Annotated in this window: 25 protein-coding genes; 15 read left to right on the top strand and 10 right to left on the bottom strand. The window is 41.8% G+C overall.

Annotated features, from left to right (window positions below; translation table 11 throughout):
- Positions 1-35: 35 nt before the first annotated feature.
- Entirely contained in the window at positions 36-800 is a 765-nt protein-coding gene (locus tag AUR67_RS10790) for a class II glutamine amidotransferase (protein WP_054561775.1), read from the top strand.
- Between the two features lie 15 nt (positions 801-815).
- Here AUR67_RS10790 and AUR67_RS10785 read toward each other — a convergent pair whose 3' ends face one another.
- The 5 genes from AUR67_RS10785 to cmoA form a co-directional block, all read right to left on the bottom strand.
- Positions 816-1,613 (bottom strand): DUF3108 domain-containing protein, encoded by a 798-nt coding sequence (locus AUR67_RS10785; RefSeq protein ID WP_414858336.1) that lies wholly within the window; start codon positions 1,611-1,613, stop codon positions 816-818.
- Entirely contained in the window at positions 1,567-2,214 is a 648-nt protein-coding gene (gene purN / locus AUR67_RS10780) for a phosphoribosylglycinamide formyltransferase (protein ID WP_058585277.1), read from the bottom strand. The genes AUR67_RS10785 and purN overlap by 47 nt, the downstream gene beginning before the upstream one ends.
- Positions 2,214-3,266: a phosphoribosylformylglycinamidine cyclo-ligase gene (gene purM / locus AUR67_RS10775; RefSeq protein WP_058585276.1), complete on the bottom strand. Its 1,053-nt coding sequence runs from the start codon at positions 3,264-3,266 to the stop codon at positions 2,214-2,216. The genes purN and purM overlap by 1 nt, the downstream gene beginning before the upstream one ends.
- A gap of 200 nt (positions 3,267-3,466) precedes the next feature.
- On the bottom strand, positions 3,467-4,435 hold the full coding sequence (gene cmoB / locus AUR67_RS10770) for a tRNA 5-methoxyuridine(34)/uridine 5-oxyacetic acid(34) synthase CmoB (protein ID WP_058585275.1): 969 nt from the start codon (positions 4,433-4,435) through the stop codon (positions 3,467-3,469).
- 27 nt (positions 4,436-4,462) lie between these two features.
- Positions 4,463-5,188 (bottom strand): carboxy-S-adenosyl-L-methionine synthase CmoA, encoded by a 726-nt coding sequence (gene cmoA / locus AUR67_RS10765; protein WP_058585302.1) that lies wholly within the window; start codon positions 5,186-5,188, stop codon positions 4,463-4,465.
- 118 nt (positions 5,189-5,306) lie between these two features.
- On the opposite strand from cmoA, the gene AUR67_RS10760 reads away from it, so the two are divergent.
- From AUR67_RS10760 to AUR67_RS10745, 4 genes are all read left to right on the top strand, one after another.
- A complete protein-coding gene (locus AUR67_RS10760) occupies positions 5,307-5,987 on the top strand; it encodes a DUF3334 family protein (protein WP_054561772.1) in 681 nt (226 codons plus the stop codon).
- A 287-nt stretch (positions 5,988-6,274) separates the two neighbouring features.
- Positions 6,275-6,553 carry a hypothetical protein gene (locus AUR67_RS10755; protein ID WP_058585274.1) on the top strand — a complete coding sequence of 93 codons (279 nt, stop codon included), beginning with the start codon at positions 6,275-6,277 and terminating at the stop codon, positions 6,551-6,553.
- Positions 6,554-6,628: 75 nt separating this feature from the next.
- Positions 6,629-6,931, top strand: coding sequence for a hypothetical protein (locus AUR67_RS10750; RefSeq protein ID WP_058585273.1), 303 nt, complete (start codon positions 6,629-6,631; stop codon positions 6,929-6,931).
- Positions 6,932-7,063: 132 nt separating this feature from the next.
- Entirely contained in the window at positions 7,064-8,080 is a 1,017-nt protein-coding gene (locus AUR67_RS10745) for a DUF5924 family protein (RefSeq protein WP_058585272.1), read from the top strand.
- A 113-nt stretch (positions 8,081-8,193) separates the two neighbouring features.
- Here the strand turns inward: AUR67_RS10745 and AUR67_RS10740 are convergent, their stop codons facing one another.
- Together AUR67_RS10740 and AUR67_RS10735 are read right to left on the bottom strand one after the other, a co-directional pair.
- Positions 8,194-8,688, bottom strand: coding sequence for a M48 family metallopeptidase (locus tag AUR67_RS10740; protein ID WP_054561768.1), 495 nt, complete (start codon positions 8,686-8,688; stop codon positions 8,194-8,196).
- Between the two features lie 22 nt (positions 8,689-8,710).
- Positions 8,711-9,559 carry a DUF72 domain-containing protein gene (locus AUR67_RS10735; RefSeq protein WP_058585271.1) on the bottom strand — a complete coding sequence of 283 codons (849 nt, stop codon included), beginning with the start codon at positions 9,557-9,559 and terminating at the stop codon, positions 8,711-8,713.
- A 227-nt stretch (positions 9,560-9,786) separates the two neighbouring features.
- Between AUR67_RS10735 and aspS the strand changes: the two genes are divergently transcribed.
- The 5 genes from aspS (at position 9,787) to AUR67_RS10710 (ending at position 13,811) form a co-directional block, all read left to right on the top strand.
- The gene (gene aspS, locus AUR67_RS10730) at positions 9,787-11,556 is read left to right on the top strand and encodes an aspartate--tRNA ligase (protein ID WP_058585270.1); all 1,770 of its coding nucleotides are present in this window, start codon (positions 9,787-9,789) and stop codon (positions 11,554-11,556) included.
- A 109-nt stretch (positions 11,557-11,665) separates the two neighbouring features.
- The gene (locus tag AUR67_RS10725; protein WP_058585269.1) at positions 11,666-11,872 is read left to right on the top strand and encodes a hypothetical protein; all 207 of its coding nucleotides are present in this window, start codon (positions 11,666-11,668) and stop codon (positions 11,870-11,872) included.
- Positions 11,869-12,459 carry a pentapeptide repeat-containing protein gene (locus AUR67_RS10720; protein WP_235591824.1) on the top strand — a complete coding sequence of 197 codons (591 nt, stop codon included), beginning with the start codon at positions 11,869-11,871 and terminating at the stop codon, positions 12,457-12,459. Before AUR67_RS10725 ends, AUR67_RS10720 begins: the two co-directional genes overlap by 4 nt.
- A gap of 31 nt (positions 12,460-12,490) precedes the next feature.
- On the top strand, positions 12,491-13,072 hold the full coding sequence (locus tag AUR67_RS10715; protein WP_058585268.1) for a GNAT family N-acetyltransferase: 582 nt from the start codon (positions 12,491-12,493) through the stop codon (positions 13,070-13,072).
- A gap of 34 nt (positions 13,073-13,106) precedes the next feature.
- Entirely contained in the window at positions 13,107-13,811 is a 705-nt protein-coding gene (locus tag AUR67_RS10710; RefSeq protein ID WP_414858334.1) for an alpha/beta hydrolase, read from the top strand.
- A gap of 7 nt (positions 13,812-13,818) precedes the next feature.
- On the opposite strand, the gene AUR67_RS10705 is transcribed toward AUR67_RS10710, so the two are convergent.
- Complete coding sequence (locus AUR67_RS10705) at positions 13,819-14,706, bottom strand: MBL fold metallo-hydrolase (protein ID WP_235591823.1); 888 nt, start codon at positions 14,704-14,706, stop codon at positions 13,819-13,821.
- Between the two features lie 238 nt (positions 14,707-14,944).
- Between AUR67_RS10705 and AUR67_RS10700 the strand changes: the two genes are divergently transcribed.
- Together AUR67_RS10700 and AUR67_RS10695 are read left to right on the top strand one after the other, a co-directional pair.
- Positions 14,945-15,787 carry an isopenicillin N synthase family dioxygenase gene (locus AUR67_RS10700; RefSeq protein WP_054551580.1) on the top strand — a complete coding sequence of 281 codons (843 nt, stop codon included), beginning with the start codon at positions 14,945-14,947 and terminating at the stop codon, positions 15,785-15,787.
- A gap of 172 nt (positions 15,788-15,959) precedes the next feature.
- Positions 15,960-17,399 carry a DEAD/DEAH box helicase gene (locus tag AUR67_RS10695; protein WP_058585266.1) on the top strand — a complete coding sequence of 480 codons (1,440 nt, stop codon included), beginning with the start codon at positions 15,960-15,962 and terminating at the stop codon, positions 17,397-17,399.
- A gap of 54 nt (positions 17,400-17,453) precedes the next feature.
- On the opposite strand, the gene AUR67_RS10690 is transcribed toward AUR67_RS10695, so the two are convergent.
- A complete protein-coding gene (locus AUR67_RS10690) occupies positions 17,454-18,206 on the bottom strand; it encodes a DUF3307 domain-containing protein (RefSeq protein ID WP_058585265.1) in 753 nt (250 codons plus the stop codon).
- Entirely contained in the window at positions 18,203-18,817 is a 615-nt protein-coding gene (locus AUR67_RS10685; protein ID WP_058585264.1) for a hypothetical protein, read from the bottom strand. Before AUR67_RS10685 ends, AUR67_RS10690 begins: the two co-directional genes overlap by 4 nt.
- A 155-nt stretch (positions 18,818-18,972) precedes the next feature.
- Here AUR67_RS10685 and AUR67_RS10680 point away from each other — a divergent pair, with 155 nt between their 5' ends.
- The 3 genes from AUR67_RS10680 to nagA all read left to right on the top strand — a co-directional run bounded on the left by AUR67_RS10680 (position 18,973) and on the right by nagA (position 21,864).
- Positions 18,973-19,467, top strand: a complete 495-nt coding sequence (locus AUR67_RS10680; RefSeq protein ID WP_058585263.1) for an NYN domain-containing protein — start codon at positions 18,973-18,975, stop codon at positions 19,465-19,467.
- A gap of 370 nt (positions 19,468-19,837) precedes the next feature.
- Complete coding sequence (gene nagK, locus AUR67_RS10675) at positions 19,838-20,752, top strand: N-acetylglucosamine kinase (protein ID WP_058585262.1); 915 nt, start codon at positions 19,838-19,840, stop codon at positions 20,750-20,752.
- Positions 20,752-21,864 (top strand): N-acetylglucosamine-6-phosphate deacetylase, encoded by a 1,113-nt coding sequence (nagA, locus tag AUR67_RS10670; protein WP_058585261.1) that lies wholly within the window; start codon positions 20,752-20,754, stop codon positions 21,862-21,864. Before nagK ends, nagA begins: the two co-directional genes overlap by 1 nt.
- Positions 21,865-21,884 lie beyond the last annotated feature (20 nt).

Raw genomic sequence — 21,884 nt, 5'->3', positions numbered from 1 at the left:
CCTTCCTTCGATTAGTTTTATAGGTTAAGAGTTCTATGTGTGAGTTGCTTGGCATGTCGGCCAATGTACCAACAGATATTTGTTTCAGTTTTTCAGGATTATTAGAGCGCGGTGGTAATACTGGCCCACATAAAGATGGCTGGGGCATCACTTTTTATGAAGGTAAAGGCTGTCGTACATTTAAAGATCCTGAGCCAAGTTGCCAGTCAGAAATTGCCAAACTCGTAAAAGCTTACCCAATAAAAAGTATTTCGGTGATAAGCCATATTCGCCAAGGTAATCGTGGTCGTGTCTGTCTTGAGAACACTCACCCATTTACTCGTGAGTTATGGGGACGAGAGATTACGTATGCCCACAATGGGCAATTATCGAATTATCATGATTTAAAACCAGATTACTATCGACCTGTGGGGAATACAGATAGTGAATTGGCGTTTTGCTGGCTGCTCGATAAAATTCGCGAAAAATACCCTAAGCGCCCATCAAATATGGCGTCTGTATTTCGCTATGCTGCCAAGCTTGCTCACACACTGCGTGAAAAAGGCGTATTTAATATGCTACTTACCGATGGTGTTTTCGTTTTAGCTTATTGCACCAATAATCTTCATTGGATCACACGCCGTGCGCCGTTTGGCAAAGCGACATTAATTGATGCTGATATGGTGGTTGATTTTCAAAAAGAAACCACACCGAACGATGTGGTTACTGTGATTGCAACAAGGCCACTCACCAATGATGAACGCTGGCAGAAAATGGAGCCAGGTGAGTTTGCACTGTTTAAAATGGGCGAAAAAATTTAAATAAAAGATGAAGCGCTACTCAGGCGCTTCATTACTCACTTCATTATTTGTTACGGCGACTGGCGTGGTCACGGTAAATGAATTAAGTTGCACTTCAAATTGCTCTACGCCTTTTTCACCTTTCCACATACGAACTAGCATGTAGTCCATTTCTGGGGCAAACCAAGCGAGTGCTTGACGCTTGTCGTTATCGTATAAACGTTTTACTTTAATCGCTTCTACATTACCAATTGGCAGTGAAATCATTTCTGTGCCGACAACTTCAAAGTTGTAGTTACGTAAATTACCTTTTTTATCAACCAGTGGATAAGATAATTGCGTTTTGCCTTGTTTTAGCTCTTCGCGAACTTGCACTTGATAAGACAGTGAGTCTTGAAATTCATCTGACCAATCAATTTTAAGAGGATATTTACTTTGGCTGCTTTGAACTTGTTTTTGCGTTGCATCAAATTTCAAGCTGTATTCTTTATCAGGCCCTGTGCCTGAGCGCTCCATGGTGTAACTCATTGGAGAAATTTTCTTATCGTGATAAGTAAACATGGATGTTTCTTTTCGTGAGTCCGAAAAAATCATCCATTCGATTTCACTGTGATAAGTGATCACGTAGTTACCGTCAGCGGCTTTCTTCAGCTCGCGTACTGCTTTACCATGGGTTTCGCCTTTACGAAGTACATCGTATTTGGCTTCATATTGAGTGAGGTCGCCAGCTAAAACACTGGTAGGAAGTAATAAAGTGCCCACACAAGCGAGTAGGGCACTTAGATTTTTATTCTGGGTAGTGCGCGCCGTGTGCAGGAAGTTTCTTTTCGTCAAAAACTGCATAATCTGCTTCCATCTTGAGTCGTTGTTCACTGAACCACTTGACCACCAATGGATAGATTATATGTTCTTGCTGATGAACACGTTGTGCGAGTGTCTCTGCGGTATCGTTTTCGAGTACCGGAACTTTGGCTTGAAGAACAACGGGACCGCCGTCTAGCTCTTCTGTGACAAAGTGAACACTAACACCATGAACGTCATCTTTTGCATCTATCGCTCGTTGGTGGGTATTCAGCCCTTGGTACTTAGGCAACAAAGAAGGGTGAATGTTCAACATTTTTCCCTTAAACTTTTGCACTAAGCTAGGTGTAAGAATACGCATAAAACCAGCTAATACAACTAGATTTGGTTCAAAATTGTCAATAATGTCCATTAACTCAGCATCATAGGCCTCGCGCGAGTCAAAATCTTTATGGCTTAGTACACGTGTTTGTATACCTGCATTTTTTGCTCGCTCAAGGCCATAGGCGTCGGCTTTATTACTAATTACAGCGGCGATTTCGGCCTTTATCTCACCACGCGCACACGCGTCGATGATGGCTTGAAGGTTTGAACCGCTACCAGAAATTAATACAACAAGACGACAAGCGGTCATTAGTCACGACCACCTAAAATTTCTACTTGCTCTTCGCCTGCTTTCGCATCTTGGATCTCACCGATATGCCATGCATTTTCGCCAAGATCTTTAAGGATTGTTAAGCTTTGCTCAAGTTTGTCAGCTGGAACAACTAAAACCATGCCTACACCACAGTTAAATGTACGGTACATTTCGTGTGTTGTGATGTTGCCGTTTTCTTGTAACCAGTTGAAAACTACAGGCCATTCCCAGCTGTCACCTTTGATAACTGCTTTTGCAGATTCAGGAAGTACGCGCGGGATGTTTTCCCAGAAACCACCACCCGTGATGTGCGATAACGCGTGAACGTCAACCTGCTTGAATAGCTCAAGTAGTTGTTTAACGTAGATGCGTGTTGGCTCTAAAAGGTGATCGCCTAGTGTTTTGCCTTCAAGCTCAGCGTTTGTGTCTGCGCCAGATACTTCAAGAACTTTACGAATTAATGAGAAGCCGTTTGAGTGAGGACCACTTGATGCAAGGGCGATTAATTGGTCGCCTGCAGCAACTTTAGTACCGTCGATAATTTTTGATTTTTCTACAACACCAGTACAGAAACCAGCCATGTCGTAGTCTTCGCCGTCGTACATACCTGGCATTTCAGCAGTTTCACCACCGATTAAAGCGCAGCCAGAAAGCTCACAGCCTTTACCAATACCTGTTACAACATCAGCCGCAGTATCTACGTCTAATTTACCAGTTGCATAGTAATCAAGGAAAAATAGTGGCTCAGCACCTTGTACAATAAGGTCGTTTACACACATAGCAACAAGGTCGATACCCACTGTGTCGTGCTTTTTAAGATCGATTGCTAAACGTAGTTTTGTACCAACACCGTCTGTGCCAGCAACCAGTACAGGCTCTTTATAGCCAGTTGGTAGTTCGCAAAGTGCGCCAAAACCACCGATACCGCCCATTACTTCAGGACGTCTGGTTTTTTTAACTACGCCTTTAATACGCTCAACAAGTGCATTACCGGCATCGATATCTACGCCCGCGTCTTTATAGCTAAGAGACTGTTTTTGTTCGCTCACAGGTTTTCCTCAAAAAAGTTGCATGTGGGTTGCTTAGAAACGCGCGTATTTTACAACAATTGCACTGGCGCGGCTAGTTGAAAAATCACTTTAACCGACTTGACAAGGACAGTTGTCCGGTTTTTTGTTTTCAAGTTACAAGGTAAAAGTATCAGGCAAATGAACTTTTAACCTTGAAACTCGAAACTTCTCACTATTTGTTAAGCTTTCGCGGTTAAAATAGCGCGAAGAGGGGCAGGGTAACCTTCAATGGTTTTGCTGGTGTCATTTGGGTCTAAAAAGTCGACTAATGATTCGTTTTCCATCCACTGGGTTTTGCGTTGTTCTTCAAGCGTTGTGATTGCGCAGTCTTTAACTTGTACATCTTTAAAACCAACGCGCTCCATCCATAGTTTTAATGCCGCGGTGCTTGGGATAAACCATACATTACGCATTTTCGCATAGCGGTCAGTTGGCACTAAAACTGTGTGCTCATCACCTTCAACAACCAGTGTTTCAAGGACTAACTCACCACCAGGGCGAAGCTGTGCTTTTAATTGCGCTAAAAAGTCGATAGGTGAACGACGATGATATAAAACACCCATTGAAAATACCGTATCGAATGCCTTTAGCTCTGGCAGAGCTTCAACACCTAACGGCAATAAATGCACGTTTTCATCTTGGTGATAATGCTTTATCGCTTGGAATTGGCATAAGAACAAATCGGATGGATCAATGCCCACTACAAAATTAGCGCCTTCACCGCGCATGCGCCACAAGTGATAACCTGAGCCACAGCCAATATCAAGCACAGTGCGGCCTTTTAACGGTTCGATATGAGGCAGTAAACGATCCCATTTCCAATCACTGCGCCACTCAGTATCAATTTCGATACCGTGTAAGCTAAATGGCCCTTTACGCCATGGCATCATGCGCTTTAATAAATGCGTTAACTGTTTTTGCTGACCTTCAGATAGCTCATCACCGGTGCCAATTTGTACTTTATCCTGAAGATTCACATGGTTTGTGCTTACCTCAGGTAAGTTTTTCAGCACTTTTTGCCATTTCGGTAAATCACCGTGGCTGGCTTCTAGTTCCCAGTGTTTTAAGTGACCAGGCAAAGTTTCGAGCCAGTGGCTGAGCGGGCTTTGTGCGATAGCAGCGTAAAATTGGTTAAACCATTGAGACATGAAATACTCTTTATATCGTTGTGATGATTACTTGATTGCAATCATCGAGCAGAAGTTAAAACATTGATACCACACTTGCGTTTGGCTAAAACCAATTTCACTTAATCGGTTTAAGTGGGTAGATAAATGATCAGGGCGCATGACATTTTCGATAGCCGTGCGCTTTTGGCTGATCTCAAGCTCCGAATAGCCGTTGTGACGTTTAAAATCATGGTGTAAATCAATGAGCAAATTATCGCATTGCTCATTTTCACCTCTAATTTTTTCGCTCAGCAGCAAAACACCGCCTGGTTTTAAATTTGCGTAAATCTTTTCAAGCACTGCTTGGCGCTTTTCAGGTGGAATAAACTGTAGTGTAAAGTTCATCGCGACCACAGAGGCATTCTCGATAGCTAAATCGTTGATATCACCTAGTGTAACTGTGACTGGTACTTCAGAGCGAAAACCTTGTAAATGTAATTTACAGCGCTCAACCATCGCTTCTGAATTATCAACAGCAATGATATTACAGTTATCAGTGCGAATATTACGGCGCATACTTAACGTTACAGCACCAAGAGAACAGCCTAAGTCGTATAGGTTTGAATTGCTTTGCGCGTACTCACCAGCCAGCTTCCCCATGGTGCTAACAATAGTTGCATAACCTGGCACCGAGCGCTGGATCATATCAGGGAAAACTTCTACTACATGTTGGTCAAAGCTAAAGTCTTTAACCGCTTGCTCAGTGGCATAAATACTGTCTTTTTGCGTCACTTGAACAGTCTCTTTAAAAAATAATACCGCTATTTTAGCATTTTTAACTGGATAGTCAGTGATAAATTCAGTAGCTTGGCTAGAATTATCAATAACAAGTACAAAAAAGAGAAGTTTAATGACAAAAAGCAAAGTGATCAGTACAGAAGATATCTTATCAACTCTGTGTCATTCAGTGACTGGAGTTCTGTCTTCAGCAAGCGGTAACAGTATTAGTTATTCTGCTATGGTTCAAAAAATCACCCGCACCTGTATGCGCCCAGATATTGGCTGTTTTGTATTGTTCGATGGTGGCTTTACCGGTCTTGTGGTAACAAACTTCACAGCGCAAGCAGCCATGGAAATTTACCATGACTATATGCGTAACATGGGTATGCCTGAGGACGAAATTGCACAAAGCCATTTATCAGATGATGTGGCAAACGTACTCGGCGAGCTGATGAACCAAATCGTTGGTGACTTTACGTCAAAAGTACGCGACCAGCTGCATACTTCTATCACGCAAAACCAACCTAAGATGATGGCGATTAATAAACAGGTGCAAATTTCTGTTGATACTACCATGGATAGGCCACAAGCACGCCGTGTGACATTCACTACTGCGAAGCAAAATATCTTCTATCTAGAGCTTGCGATGGATAAAACTGAATTTATCAAACTACATGACTTTGATATTTCAGAAGCGGTTGACCCAGATGACATCATCGAAAACGAAGCTAAACAAAAAGCTGAAAAGCAAAAAGCATCATCACAAGCAGACGATGCAGATGATGATTTTATGGCAGAGCTTGGTTTGTAACAGCTTACGTAGGTTGGGTAGAGCGTAGCGAAACCCAACGGCATGAGCTGTCAGCCATCAGCTTTCAGCCGTCAGATAAAAATAGAGGCGCGGGTTAGACCGCGCTTTTTTTGTTTTTAAAGGGCTATAGCACTTAGTGTTTTATGTTGAGTTTATTTCAACGCTGAAATTCAATTGAGGGTACTAAGCCCTAAGTTTGAAATATGGTTTTGCAGCTTTCATTAAGTTAATGTTTTGGTGTGTAATACATAAATTAATCTACTGAAATAACTCAATAGGCAATTGAATTGAAATTTAATCACATATACCAAGATGTTATTGTCAATGAAGTGAAGTTAAAACGCTCTGGGAGTGAGTTTCAAGTGTTTGTGACATTCCAAACTCAATCGGAGACTTTACATGTTGTACTTAATGGAGTCCGAGAGATTGATAATATTTCTGATTTGTTAGAGGCAAAACAACTTTGGCTTGAAGATAGCGAATCTAATCAAGCTGAGTATGGAAAATTTAACCTTGGTATTTCACATGAGAGTTACACGGAAATTTGCTTTGACTCATTAGGTTAAGGGCCTTGTAAGCTACCTTGGTATAAAAAATAGTGCTTGGTAGCAATTGCTTACATTCTTAGGTTGAGGAAAATAGTGCTACAAGAATTAGAAAATTGGAGAAATTCAAAATCTAAAATTTTGACAATTGAAAATCTCAAGGTGGTTCTTTCTGCTCAATTGGGTGAGCCAACTAAAGCTCAATACATTGAAATTAAGGGCAATGGCCTTATAGCAAGGGCAACACTTTGGGAAAATGGTAACCTTGTATTAAAAGCAGTTAGTTGTCAGTCTGATAAGCAGGTAATTTTAAAACACCTGAATTCATGTGAGGCATGGCAAATTGACGATGAACTTAACTGGTGGTTGAGCCAAATTGTTATTTACGAATCCTCATAATCGATGCATTTGAGTAACTAGTCTTGGCTCAAAACTTACAGCTCAAAGCTTTGAACTTAAAGCTCGTTTTAAAGCCTACATTCATCCAATTTATGCTTTACTCATAAAGCCTTAAATGGATTTGATGATTTCATGAATTACTTAAAAAACTTTATAACTAAATTTGTTTTCATGATGCAGAAGCGGCCGGGGTTGATGGCGGTGTTAGCTTTTTGCAGTGGTGTAGCAAGCTATGTCTTTGTTGAGCGAAAAGAATCGTTTTCGCAACTTATCTCTATTTTGTTATTAGTCACTTGGTTGTGGTTGTTAATAGATAACTGGCTAAGAGATAAAGTAGAGGAGCGTTTTGGTGTGGCGGTGTCGCCTAACGTGATGCGTTTTGCGCTGCAAGTTGTGCAGCAAGAAAGTTTGTTTTTTGCCTTACCATTTTTCTTAGCAGTGACAACCTGGGACCATGGGCAGGCCGCGTTTACCGCTTTAATTATACTTTGCGCGTTCGTTTCTGTTGTTGACCCCCTCTATTATAAAAAGCTTGCAAGGCATAGTGTCTGGTTTAGTGTGTTTCATAGCTTTTCTTTATTTGTTGTGCTGTCGGTGACCTTGCCAATTTTATTAAAGTTAACGACCAGCCAAAGTTTTGAAATTGCGCTGATCACGGCTGTTATTTTAACGATTCCAAGTCTTGGTAATTTAATGCCCAATGCTAAATGGTGGCGTTTCCCGCTGTTGGTGTTATTGCTTTGTGCTTTAAGTGCAGGGCTTTGGCAATTACGTAGCTTTGTGCCACCTGCGGCACTGCGATTAACTGATATGAGCATGTCGGATCAGCTTGATGAACAAGCTCGTGAACCGCTTTCGCCAATAACAGAACTCACTGAGCAGAGCTTGCATGAAAACGGTCTATATAGTTTTAGTGCGGTAAAAGCACCGCGAGGTTTAAATGAAAAAATCTTCCACGTTTGGGTGCATAATCGAAAAGAAGTTGACCGCATAGCCTTGGATATTTCTGGTGGTCGTAAAGAGGGCTATCGAGCGTGGAGCCATAAAACGAATTTCCCTGCTAATGCCGCAGGAAAATGGGTCGTTAAAGCGGTTACTGAGTCTGGGCAGCTGATAGGGCAAAGAAGGTTTGAGGTTTCAGAAACTTAGCTGTCAGCTTTCAGCCGTCAGTTTTTAGCTGATCGAGATGCGTGATAGTTATTAGTGTTTTTGAACAACAAGAGCTTAACATTCTTTCCTCAGGTTTTATGTTTTTGATAGCTTTAATACGGATTCTTCCCTTCACCTACCAACACACTGAATATTCTTAAATCTAATTCTAGTTGATGATATTGCGGCTCCATGTGGCAGCATAGTTGATAGAAGGCTTTGTTGTGGTCTTTTTCTTTAAAATGAGCCAGCTCGTGTACGACGAGTGCTTTGAGAAGTGGCTCAGGTGCGCGAAGCAGGTCGCTATTAATGGCAAGATCGTGTTTTCGGGTTTTACCTTGCATACGAAAAGTATGGGTGCCTAAGGCATTTGTGACCATATCGCCTTGTTTTTTGAATGCAGCACGGCCAAAAGGCAGGGCATTTTTAAGGTAGCGCTTTTTTAGCTCAGTGGCGTAACTGTATAAAGCTTTATCGCTGGTAATGCTATGGGCATCAGGGTATTTGCCCTTTAGGTAGTTAGCAGCTCTGTCGCCATTAAATAGCTGTAACACTTGCTCAATGATGTGAGGCGGGTAACCTTGAAAATAACGGCTGTAATCTTTCATATTTTCTCTGATAAATCGGGCGCTAAAATAAACTGCTTTGGCTTGCTTCGCGTTCACCTATAAAGGGCGCAAGCACGGGGTGATTGTAACCTAAATCTTGGCAAAACTGTCTTGCTAACAGTGGTGACTGGCGATTATCTGCGGTATGAAAAAACAAATAGGGTGATTTTCCTTCATCAAGCCATTGCTTTACTTTTTTCAGCCATGGCTGGTAATACGACTTGTATTCATGTTCAAGACTGGCAATCACAAAGCGCAGCATAGGCTGATTTCCTGTTGCAATGGCATGCACAGGTAAATAAGGCTTTTTCTTTTGCGCATCAATGAGTGCATCGGTATCGGCGGGAACAGCAAATAAAGAGCGGGTATCCATACTGATGCGGTCTATATTATTTTCAATTAATAGCTGGTTTAAACGAATTTCAGCATCATCTTTGTTAAAAAAGCCGGGGTGACGTACTTCTACACCGTAACTAAGTTGCTTGGGGAGTTGTGCAATAAAATTAGCAAGCAGTGGCAGTGCATCTGGGCCAAAGGCACGGGGTAGCTGCAACATAATTTGCCCCGTTTTAGCAAAAATTGGCTCAAATAAGTTTAGCCACGCATTAAGCTCACTATTTATATTCGTCAGCTGTAATTCGTGACTAAAACGCCGATGAAACTTAAAAGTAAATTTAAAGTCTTCGGGTACCGCATCATGCCAGCGTAATAATGACTCGTGACTTGGGTCAGCATAAAAACTGGTGTTGCCCTCGACTGAGTTAAAGCATTGCGCATACTCACTGAGCATGTCGGCGCTTTTACAGTGACTAGAGAGCAAATTTCCTTTCCATGCGGTGCTAGACCACTGCGGACAACCTAAATACAGCATTAAATCAACCAATAAATTTAAACTTTAGCTAGTGTATCAAAAGAAATGTTTGCTCAGAAGTCGGGGTATATATTTAGCCCCCGACAGGCACTGCTGGCACTCGCATTTTGAGATGGTTTGGGTATAATGCTCTGCCTTAAATGATTACTTTGTATAGTGGCTTTTGCTCTCAAAATAGCGAACTCTTAAGAGCAGCCGGCTATAAGTCTTTAACTGACAGGAATACTATGCGCTCTATATATTGCGGACAGCTAAATAAATCTCACGTAGATCAAGAAGTTGAACTATGTGGTTGGATCAACAAACGCCGTGACCTTGGTGGCCTTATCTTCGTCGATTTACGTGACAGAGAAGGTTTAGTACAAGTTGTTTTTGATCCTGAAGTAGAAGGATTAATGGATACTGCGAATAAACTACGTCAAGAGTTTTGTGTGCAGTTAAAAGGTGTTGTTCGCGCACGCCCTGATAGCCAAGTAAATAAAGACATGGCAACAGGTGAAGTTGAGATTTTAGGCACAAGCTTAACTATCATCAACCGTTCAGAGCCATTACCACTTGATTTTAATCAGCAAAACTCTGAAGAGCGCCGCTTAAAATATCGTTACCTAGATTTACGTCGTCTTGAAATGAGCGACCGTATCAAACTTCGTGCAAAAGCGAGCAGCTTTGTGCGTCGTTTCTTAGATGACAACGGTTTCTTAGATATCGAAACACCGGTACTAACAAAAGCAACGCCAGAAGGTGCGCGTGACTACTTAGTACCTAGCCGTGTTCACAAGGGTAGCTTCTACGCTTTACCTCAGTCACCACAGTTATTTAAACAATTATTAATGATGTCGGGCTTTGACCGTTACTATCAAATTGTTAAATGTTTCCGTGACGAAGACTTACGTGCTGACCGTCAGCCAGAATTCACACAAATCGATTTAGAGACGTCATTCATGAGCTCTGATGAAGTGCGTGCAATGACTGAGAAAATGATCCGCGAAATGTGGCAATCATTATTAGACGTTGACTTAGGCGACTTCCCAGTAATGCCATACAGCGAAGCAATGAGTTTATATGGTTCTGATAAACCAGACCTACGTAACCCAATGCAACTTGTAGACGTTGCTGATTTAGTAAAAGACGTTGAATTTAAAGTATTCTCTGGTCCTGCTAATGACGAAAAAGGCCGTGTTGCTGTATTAACTGTACCAGGCGGTGCTGAGCTTTCTCGTAAACAAATCGACGATTACACTAAGTTCATTGGTATCTATGGCGCGAAGGGCCTAGCATGGATGAAAGTGAACGACCGTGCTGCGGGCGTTGAAGGTGTACAATCACCAATCGCTAAGTTCTTAAACGAAGAAGTGATCAACCAATTACTTGAGCGTACTAACGCACAATCTGGCGACATCATTTTATTTGGTGCTGACAAGCGCAACGTTGTAAACGAAGCAATGGGTGCGCTACGTCTTAAGATTGGTGTTGATTTAGGCATTACTGATCTAGATAGCTGGAAACCATTATGGGTTGTTGACTTCCCTATGTTCGAAGAAGACGACGAAGGTACATTGCATGCGGTTCACCACCCATTCACTGCACCGAAAGGTATTTCTCCTGAAGAGCTTGAAGCAAACCCAGCTGGTGCATTATCAGATGCATACGACATGGTATTAAACGGCTACGAAGTTGGTGGTGGTTCGGTACGTATTCACAATGCAGAAATGCAAGAAACAGCATTCAGAATCTTAGGTATCGAAGCGCAAGAGCAACAAGACAAGTTTGGTTTCTTACTTGACGCACTTAAATACGGTACGCCACCGCATGCAGGTCTTGCGTTTGGTCTTGACCGCTTAGTTATGCTGTTATGCGGTACTGATAACATTCGTGACGTTATTGCTTTCCCTAAAACAACTCAAGCATCATGTTTATTAACAGATGCACCAAGCAAAGCAAATGCAGATGCATTAACTGAGCTTGCAATTGATGTTATAGCGAAAGACGCTGAATAATTCATAATAACCTGAATTATAAGACTTAATGAATAATAACCCTAAGGTGTATGCCTTAGGGTTTTTTTGTGTTTAAATAAATATTTAGTATGTTCTTCAAGGAAAGAGTATGAATATCAATGCAACTTTAATCGGCCAAATAATTGTTATTTTAATCCCTGTGTTTGCCGCTATCAGCTATTACTTAGGTAAGCGTAAAACTTCAACACCTATCGTGGTGGCCGTTATTGGTGGGTTACTAGCGCTAATTCCATTGTTTGGTCTTATTTTTATTGCAGTACTTGCGCTTAAACAAGATATTGAGACCACCGCGTGATCGCAAGCCATTCGCTTTATTTTGAACACACCTTTGAAGCAAACCTTGCAGGGCAAACATTTTCGCATTGCGAATTTGAGCAATGTGAATTTATCGACTGTGACTTTAGCAATAGTCAGTTTGAAAACTGTCGGTTCATAGAGTGCGAGTTTAAAAACTGTAATTTAGCTGCGCTTGGGCTTAGATACACCTCGCTTGAAGAAGTAAGCTTTAAACAGTGTAAATTAACCAGTGTTCGTTTTACTGATGTTGATTGGCCGCTACTCGCCAGCCGTTCTCCAGTGAGTTTTGTTGGCTGTGAACTTAGCCACAGCAGCTTTTTTGAACTTAGTTTAAAAGCTTTAAAAATGCGTAGCTGTTTTGCCAAAGATGTTGATTTTAGACATGCAGATTTATCTTCAGCTGATTTTACTGATACGGACTTTCGTGACAGCTTGTTTCAACAAACCAACCTCAGTAAGGCTAACTTTATTGGTGCCAGCCACTTCGCCATTGATATAACAGCTAACAATATCAGTAAGGCCAAATTTGAACGTTACGCTGCTTTGGATTTATTAGCAGGGCTCGATATAGAGCTGGTGGATTAAATATTATTGCTAATTAAGGTTAAGGAAAGTTATGGATTTAAGTCCCATTACCTTAGAAGGTCAATTTGTTAAATTAGTGCCGTTAACGCTTGAGCACCGTGATGCTTTAGTAAACGCAGCTTCAGATGGAAAGCTTTGGGAGCTTTGGTTTACCTCGGTGCCCAATGAAGAACGTGTTGACGATTATTTAAATATGGCGTTTGAACAACAGTCACTTGGTCGCGCAATACCATTTGCTGTCATCGATAAACACACCGGTGAGGTGATAGGCTCAACTCGCTTTTGTAATATCGACAGCAAAAATCGCCGTTTAGAAATTGGCTATACCTGGTATGCCAAGCGTTTTCAGCGTACTGGGGTTAATACTGAATGTAAAAAACTGCTGCTGAGTTATGCATTTGAAACACTTAATGTGATTGCTGTTGAGTTTCGTACCCATTGGCATAATCAGGCTTCGCGCAATGCCATTGCTCGCTTAGGGGCGAAACAAGATGGGGTGCTTCGTAATCACCAAATAATGGCCGATGGATGCGTACGCGACACCGTGGTGTTTTCAATCATTGATGGTGAATGGCCTATGGTTAAACGTAGCTTAGAATTCAAATTAGCGTAGTTATAGTATGTTAAATTTTAAAAAGGCGGCGCTAATGCTCGCTTTAACCCTTAGCGGGCAAACAGCCTTTGCAAATCAAACAGAGACACTGTTTGATACTGAGCGGGCACGCGATATTCCGGTGACCATTACAGCAGCCGATAGCAAATGCACGATAAAGAAGAAATGCCCCGTGGCGTTTATTGGGGCAGGCTATGGTATGGCACATACAGACTATCAATTTGCCCAGCAGGCCTTTCATCAGCATGGTTATTTTACGGTTGAAGTTGCTCATGAGTTAAAAGGTGATCCGAGTTTAAACCCGGAGCCACCATACATGACCACCCGTATGGAAAACTGGCACCGTGGTGTACAAACCCTTGAGTTTTTAGCCGTAGAACTTGCAAAGCGTTATCCTGCGTATGACTTTAATCAGCTCACTTTATTTGGTCACTCAAATGGAGGTGATATTGCAGCATTATATGCCGCTATTTATCCCGCTAAGGTGTCTAAGCTGATCACCCTTGATCATCGCCGTATGCTGACCCCAAGGAACAAAAATATTGCTGTACTGACACTACGCGGTAGTGATTACCCAGCAGATAACAACGTATTGCTAACACCGCAAGAGCTCGCTGTATACCCCGTGACGCAAATTAAGCTTAAAGATTCGCGCCATAACGATATGTATGATGGTGGCCCAAAAGCGCTTGTAGCGCTTATGAGTAAAGAACTTAACGCGTTTTTATCTCGCTATTGATGCTCAGTTAAAACTGAGCATCAATGTCGCTGCGAAAATTAAAATAGCCCATCTCGACAAGGTTGTTATACACACCTTCAATATTCAGTGGTAGCCATTGCTGGTACATTTTTAAATGGCTGTATTGAGGCAAGCTTATTTCTTTTTGTAAGGTCGCAAGATTTTTACCTTTTAACATGCCATCGCGCACGGCAGTGTGTAAGTCTTGAATATAGTGTAAGTACGAGACAACATCATCGCGGTTGCCAGTATCTGCATGGCCACCTATAAATGCAGCAAACGCAGGTTCATTTAGCACCGCTTTGGTTGAATGCAGCATGCCGTTAATATCGTAACCAATCAGGTTTTTATATGGCATGCGGCCAAGCACAATCCAATCAACAACATAAAGTACATTGGCAGGCATAAAGCGCATACTGACATTGCCTCGGCCATTATTAGGCCCATAATATTTCAGCTGCACGTAACTATCACCTAAATCGACTTTGAGTGTATCGGTAAATGTAAGATCAGGTAGGGCTGTAGGCACTTTATTTAATTTAAGGTCATCAGCTGCAAACTGGTGAGCAACGACCGTGGTGTTGTTATCGATTAGCTCATTACCGCCCATCGCATGGTCAACATGGCTATGGCTGTACAGCATAAATTTGATTTCGGCGTTAAAGGTTTTCTTGATATAGCTTTTTAAGTATTTTGCGGCATCGCTATTAATTGGATCAGTCACTAAGGCAAGGTTATCAACAATCATAAAAGCGCTGTGGTAATGGCCAGCACTAAAGCGATATACGTTGTCTTTAATATTTTCGACTTTATAGTTGGCTTGTTCTGCACAGATGGCCTGATTGGTTACAAGTATCAGCGCACTGAAAAGTAAGATTTGCAGATTTTTGAACATTAGCGATCCTTTTGCGTTGAAATGTGTCTAATTAACCATATCAAAGTTTAGGTAATAGTACATATTATACTACTTAAAGGCTTAGTTGATCTGTATCAAAGTTAAGGAGCTAAGCAAGGTGGGGCGGACATAAGTCCTTATGTTTTTGCCTGTGTTTCTCTATCCTCGCGAAGCGCTATAATGAAGAAATGCTATGCTTAGCACAGACTTCTAGAACCTTATTCACTGGAAAAGACAAATGCAACATTTACCTACCGTTGATTATAAAGCGAGCGATGCGGCCGCTCAATTTGTTGAGTCACTAAGAAACACAGGTTTCGGTGTATTAAAAAATCACCCAATCCCTCAGTCATTAGTTGAGTCTATTTACAAAAATTGGCAAGAATTCTTTAATTCTGAGCAAAAGCACGAGTTTTTATTTTCAAAAGAAACACAAGATGGTTACTTCCCACCATCAGTGTCAGAAGTTGCAAAAGGCTTTACCGTTAAAGATATTAAAGAGTACTACCACGTTTATCCAAAAGGCCGTGTTCCAGCACAGCTAGAAGAAGAAATCCGTGAGTACTACCGTTTAGCGAATGAGTTTGCAGCAACATTATTAAGCTGGGTTCAAGCTGAAGCACCAGAAGAGGTGCGTGCTAAGTTCTCTATCGACCTTAAAGATATGATTGCTAACTCTGAGCAAACACTCCTACGTATTCTGCATTACCCTCCAATGACAGGTGATGAAGAGCCAGGTGCAATCCGTGCGGCAGCGCATGGTGATATCAACTTACTAACTGTATTACCTGCGGCAAATGAGCCAGGTTTACAAGTACAAAAAACAGATGGTGGTTGGTTAGACGTACCATGTGATTTTGGTAACCTGATCATCAATATTGGTGACATGTTACAAGAAGCGTCAGGTGGTTACTTCCCATCAACGATTCACCGCGTGATCAACCCAACGGGTAAAGCGTCAACGAAATCACGTATTTCGTTACCACTATTCTTACACCCGCGTCCTGATGTTGTGCTTTCTGAGCGCTACACAGCAGACAGCTACTTACAAGAGCGCTTACGCGAACTTGGTGTTAAGTAAAGATTGGTTATGAGAATAAAGCGGCATTAGAGCCGCTTTTTTTATGCCTTAAATAAATCGGCTAAGTTCACTATTAAGTACTAGTTTGCAAATAATTCCATGCATTATTGACTATCCTAGGTATAATGCGCGCACTTCGCCGTATCGGCTGAATTTTTTAAAGAGAGATAGTATGAGTTTTGATGGGTTAGGTTTATCACCAGCTTTAGTAAATGCAGTTTTAGAAAAGGGCTATGAAGCACCAACGCCTATTCAATCACAAGCTATCCCTGCGATCATTGAAGGCCGCGATGTTATGGCCGCAGCGCAAACTGGCACAGGTAAAACAGCAGGTTTTACGCTGCCGTTAATTGAGCGTTTGTCAAAAGGCCCTAAAGCGGGTGGCAACAAAGTACGTGCATTAGTATTGGCACCAACCCGTGAGCTGACTTTACAAGTAAGCGAAAATGTTGAGCAATACGCTAAGCATTCAAATGTTAGCTCATTTGTTGTTTATGGCGGCGTTAAAATTAATCCGCAAATGATGCGCCTTCGTAAAGGTGTTGATATTTTAGTTGCCACACCTGGTCGTTTATTAGACCTACACAATCAAAACGCTGTTAAGTTTGATGATTTAGAAGTGCTGATCCTTGATGAAGCCGACCGTATGCTTGATATGGGCTTTATTCATGACATCAAACGTATCATTGCTAAATTGCCTGCTAAACGTCAAAACCTGATGTTCTCAGCGACTTTCTCAGATGAAATTCGTGAACTTGCAAAAGGGCTCATTAACGACCCCGTTGAAATTTCAGTTGCGGCAAAAAACACCACAGCTAAAACGGTTGCTCAATCTGTTTATGCGGTAGATAAATCACGTAAAACAGCATTACTTAGCCACTTGATCCGTACCAATGATTGGCAACAAGTATTAGTATTTTGCCGTACCAAGCATGGTGCAAACCGTTTAGTTAAGCAGCTTGAACGCGATGATATTGTGGGTGCTGCCATTCACGGTAATAAATCGCAAGGCGCTCGCGTTAAGGCACTCGAAGGCTTTAAATCAGGTGAAGTACGTGTATTAGTGGCAACCGATATTGTTGCCCGTGGTCTTGATATTGTTGAGTTACCTCACGTTGTTAACTACGATCTACCGAATATTTATGAAGATTACGTACACCGTATTGGCCGTACAGGTCGAGCGGGTGCATCAGGCCATGCTATTTCGTTTGTAACTGCAGATGATGCCGACGATTTGTATGGTATTGAGCGCTTTATTGGTGAGCTTATTCCGCGTGCGACTGAAGCAGGTTTTGAGCCAAGCAAACCGGTTGCTGAAAAGCCACTAGATACGCGTCCAATCAAGCCGAAAAAGCCAAAGAAACCGAAAAAACCAAAAGCACCAGCTCAAGGTGCAGCAAAACCTGCACAAAAGCCAAAACCTAAATCGCAAAAGCGTCCTTCACAAGGTAAGTGGCAGGGTAAGGGTAAAGAGCAAGGCCAAAACCAAAAAGGTGCAAACAACGGGAATAAATCAAATAACACTAAACCAGCAGGTAATAAACCTGCGGGTAATCGCCAGCGTGTATCTGGGCCATCTCGCCCAAGACGTAAACCCGCTGCGGATAGTTAATAACAGTAAAAATAAAAAAAACGCGCAATTGCGCGTTTTTGTTTTTCTAAGCGATTAAACGAGTTTAATGCAATATAAGGTGGCGACACCAATAAAGAGTGTTACGGTGACACTTAACAAAGTGCCCAGCATGACATATTCAGTGAGTTGTTTTTCGCTACTTTCTTTTAAATCACCAAATCGAAAGATAGACTTGGCCGCCAGTAGAAAGCCCACGCCGCCGTATTCACCTAGCAAAATAAAGCTCAACATTAACACTCGCTCGAGCAAGCCTATAAAATGCCCTGCAGCAGGAATACTGCCTTCATTGTTTATCTGAATATTGATTTTCTCCAGCATCATGCGAATAAACACAGAGCTTGGGTTAAGTACTAATAAATAAGCTGCAATAACAAACAAGGTATCGAGGGCAATCAGCTTTTGCCACGCTAAGCTATAAAATTCATTTTTATCACTAAGCCAAACGCTCAGCATTACAATCACAACAAGATGTGCCAATTGGTCGAGTAAAAACGGCACTACGCCTTTATTTGAGTATGACTTTGCCAAGTCAATGACATAGTGGCTTAGCATAATCGCACCAGTTGCTATCAATACACGAGAGAACTCTTGCCAGCCGTATGTGTATTCCCACAGTGTGAGCACGGCTAAAGAGGTCACGCCGTGTGTTAATACATGCAGATAGAGCTTACTAGCACGAAAGTGACGGTTGTTTCTATCGTGTACCCAGCTCATTGGCTGCCAATAAAAGTCAGCAAGTAAGTGACCCAGTACTAACGCGGTGAGTAGTAGAGCAAAACTGGTCATAACAATCCTTTGAGTGTGGTTTGGCTGTAATTTATAAAGCGCTCGATAAGCTGATAATGGGCTAGGTTGAGTAACTTAGTGACATTCTCCCGGCTAGTATTAAGCTCTTTGGCAAGCTCTGCATGGCTGTTGTTCTCGGCGGTTAAATAATAAAACAGGGCATTAGCCTGCTTTTGACTCATTTTTTCTAGCAGGACTTCGACAAGCGCAATATTAAGCACAAAGCCTTCTTCAAGGACGTTATTTTCAATATTTAACACTAAGCGTTGCTGGCCAATGTTATCTAAACCACGGCCAGATAAGGTATAAGCACTGCCTGTGGCTGTTTTTATATCGGCGCGTGGGTTGTCGAGTGAGCCAATAGCCAAGCTTTGTCGCAGCTCATAATTGGCTGCCTTCATTTGCAAATACAACAAGATGGCAGCATGACATACCAGCTCAGGCTCTGTTAGCTGTACTTGCAATGCATCGCCACGGTAAATGGTAAAGCTTGCGTTAAAGCGCTTAGCAACAAAGCGTAAGCTTTGATCAAGCTGATAAAGCATGGCATCGTATTCTTGTTGTGGAATTTTTTGTGATTTAATTAAATCACCACTGATCACCGCAATCATTATGATCCCTTAGATTAAGTAACTTAATTTAGTTACATCGCGATAAGTAACCAAATTTGGTTACTTTGTTTTATGTAACCAATTTAGGTTACTTTTTCGTAAATATCAACCTAGATATGCTACAGTGAACACAAATCACTAAAAACAGAAAAGTTATGTCAGCAGTTGATAAGCCAAGAGTCGGTATCTTTGTAGATGTACAAAACATTTATTACACCTGTAGAGAAAGCTACAAGAAAAATTTTGACTACAATGCCTTTTGGGCACAAATGAGCGAACGCTACCAAATTGATTGCGCCATTGCGTATGCAATATATCGTGGGGATGAAAAGCAATCGCAGTTTCAAAATATTCTGCGCGCAATTGGCTTTGAGGTAAAACTGAAACCTTTTATTCAGCGCAAAGATGGCAGTGCGAAAGGGGATTGGGATGTTGGCATTACCATTGACATGCTAGAGCATGCCAAGCAGCTCGATAAAATGGTATTACTTTCGGGTGATGGTGATTTTGCATTATTACTTGGTCACTTAGCGAATAAGTATCAGCTACCGTGTGATGTCTATGGGGCAGAGCACCTCACCGCAGATATTTTAAAACAATCTGCTGCTGAATTTCATTGTATTGATGATTCACTGCTACTATCAAGGTAAAAAAATATTCCTATAAAAATAAAATGTTTAACTAAAGTATTATTTCAGCTAAGCTAACATTAGCTACACTTGATGATAAATAAAGGAATAGTCACGCACAACGCACTAAATTATGCAAAAAAGCATAAATAAAGGTGTTATGGGACATTGTTGATGTGGTTTCTAATTTTCTTGTCTGTTAAATAAAGCGTTTTAATTCAATAAATTAAAAATAAATATGAAAGTTATACGAATTTTTATAAAAAATATAATGACAACGCTGTCATTTGTTGTGTAACATTAAATCAACAAAGGTTGAGATGATTTCGCATTCTGATAAGAAAAATAATGCGATTTAGACAAAAACTAAACGAAGGCTAGGGGTCGTTAAATGATGGCGAAGAGTGTGAATGAGGACCAATTGTTTATTGGTATCGATGGTGGCGGAACGAAATGTCGAGCAACTATCTACTCTGTTAAACAAGGTGTATTAGGAACTGGCCTAGGTGGTCCTGCAAATCCATTACATGGTTTGGAACGTACTCTCGAATCAATTATGGTTTCAACACAATTAGCACTTCGTGATGCGGGTTTACCGCTTGAAACCGTTCATCAGCTTTATGCAGGCTTAGGTTTAGCAGGCGTAAACCTACCAAGCTTGTACGAAAAGATTATGGAATGGGAGCATCCATTTAAACAAATGTTCCTCACCACTGACTTACATACAGCCTGTATCGGCGCCCACGAAGGGAGTGATGGTGCGGTGATCATCACAGGCACTGGCTCTTGTGGTTTTTCTTGTGTAAATGGTCGCACAACTAACTTTGGCGGTCATGGCTTTGCTCTAGGCGATAAAGGCAGTGGTGCCTGGATGGGTCTTGAAGCAATAAAAGCGACATTACTAGACCTTGATGGCCTAGGCGAATCAACAAATCTGACTAAAGTGATCACCGAGCATTTTGCAGCTGACAATGCGATGGCGATTGTTGAGAAAATGTCTGGTCAGCCTTCGAGTAGTTTTGCCAAATTAGCCCGCTATGTATTTGAAGCAGCCAATAACAATGACAAAGTTGCGGTTTCGATTGTTAAAGAGGGTGCTGATTACGTAAGTAAATTAGCTCAGCGTTTATTAGAGAATAACCCGCCACGCTTATCTATGATTGGTGGCTTAGCTGAGCCATTAAATAAGTGGCTTGCAGAAGATATTGCCAAACGCGTTGAATCTCCTATTCAACCACCGGAAATGGGCGCTGTGTATTTTGCTCAGCAATCTGTGCTGGAACAAAACCAAGAGGTAAGTTTGTAATGACGATTTATCATGCAAGTTCATTGTTTACCGGTGACGAATTTTTATCTGACGTATATTTTAGCGTCGACAATGGTGTGTTTAAGTTTGTTGAAGCAGATGCTAATGCCGTTGCATTAACGGGTTTAGTGGCACCCGGTTTTATTGATGTACAAGTGAATGGCGGTGGCGGAGCGTTTTTTAACGCTGAACAAACACCAGATTGCTTAGATAGAATAGCCAAAGCACATGGTCAGTTTGGTTCAACAGCGATTATGCCAACGCTGATTACCGACAAAGTGGAAGTCATGGCAAAAGCGGCCGATGCCACTGCACAAGCAATTGCTGAAGGTGTTCCTGGCGTAATGGGTGTGCACTTTGAAGGGCCGCACCTTTCATTAGGGAAAAAAGGCACCCACAGCGAGCAATTTATTCGACCTATTACAGAGCAAGAATTTGCGATTTATGCCCGCCAAGACTTAGGCATTAAAATGGTAACCTTAGCGCCTGAAAATGTCAGTGCTGATGATATCGCGCGCTTGGTTGAGTGTGGTGTAAAAGTATCAATTGGCCACACAAATGCAGACTTTGCGACCACCAATGCAGCACTTGCTGCAGGGGCTGATGGTTTTACCCACTTATTTAATGCCATGTCAGCATTTACATCACGAGAGCCGGGTGTTGTGGGTGCTGCACTTTGGGATGATAACAGCTGGTGCGGCTTAATTGTTGATGGTCACCATGTACATCCATCATCAGCAAAATTAGCAATTCGCAGCAAACAGCGCGGAAAAATTATGTTAGTCACAGATGCAATGCCACCTGTAGGGACTGACGATATGGAGTTTGATTTCTTTGATGGCCGTAAGGTTATTCGTACTGGCGACCGATTAAATTCAACGACCGGTGAATTAGCAGGCAGCGTACTTGATATGGCAAGTGCGGTGCGCAACACAGTGAACACATTGGATGTTAGCCTTGCTGAGAGCTTACGTATGGCATCACTTTATCCTGCACAATATTTAGGTTTACATAAAAAAGGTCGCTTACTGAGCGGGTTTGACGCTGACTTTGTGGTGTTAGACGCACAGCAAAATGTACAAGCCACCTTTATTGCTGGAAAAGCGCTATAACAAGCTTCCCTGGTAAAAAC

It is taken from the genome of Pseudoalteromonas sp. XI10, from assembly GCF_001469895.1.
Taxonomy (GTDB): domain Bacteria; phylum Pseudomonadota; class Gammaproteobacteria; order Enterobacterales; family Alteromonadaceae; genus Pseudoalteromonas.
Note: the sequence above shows the minus strand (reverse complement) of the source record. Positions and strands in the feature narration are given on the sequence as shown.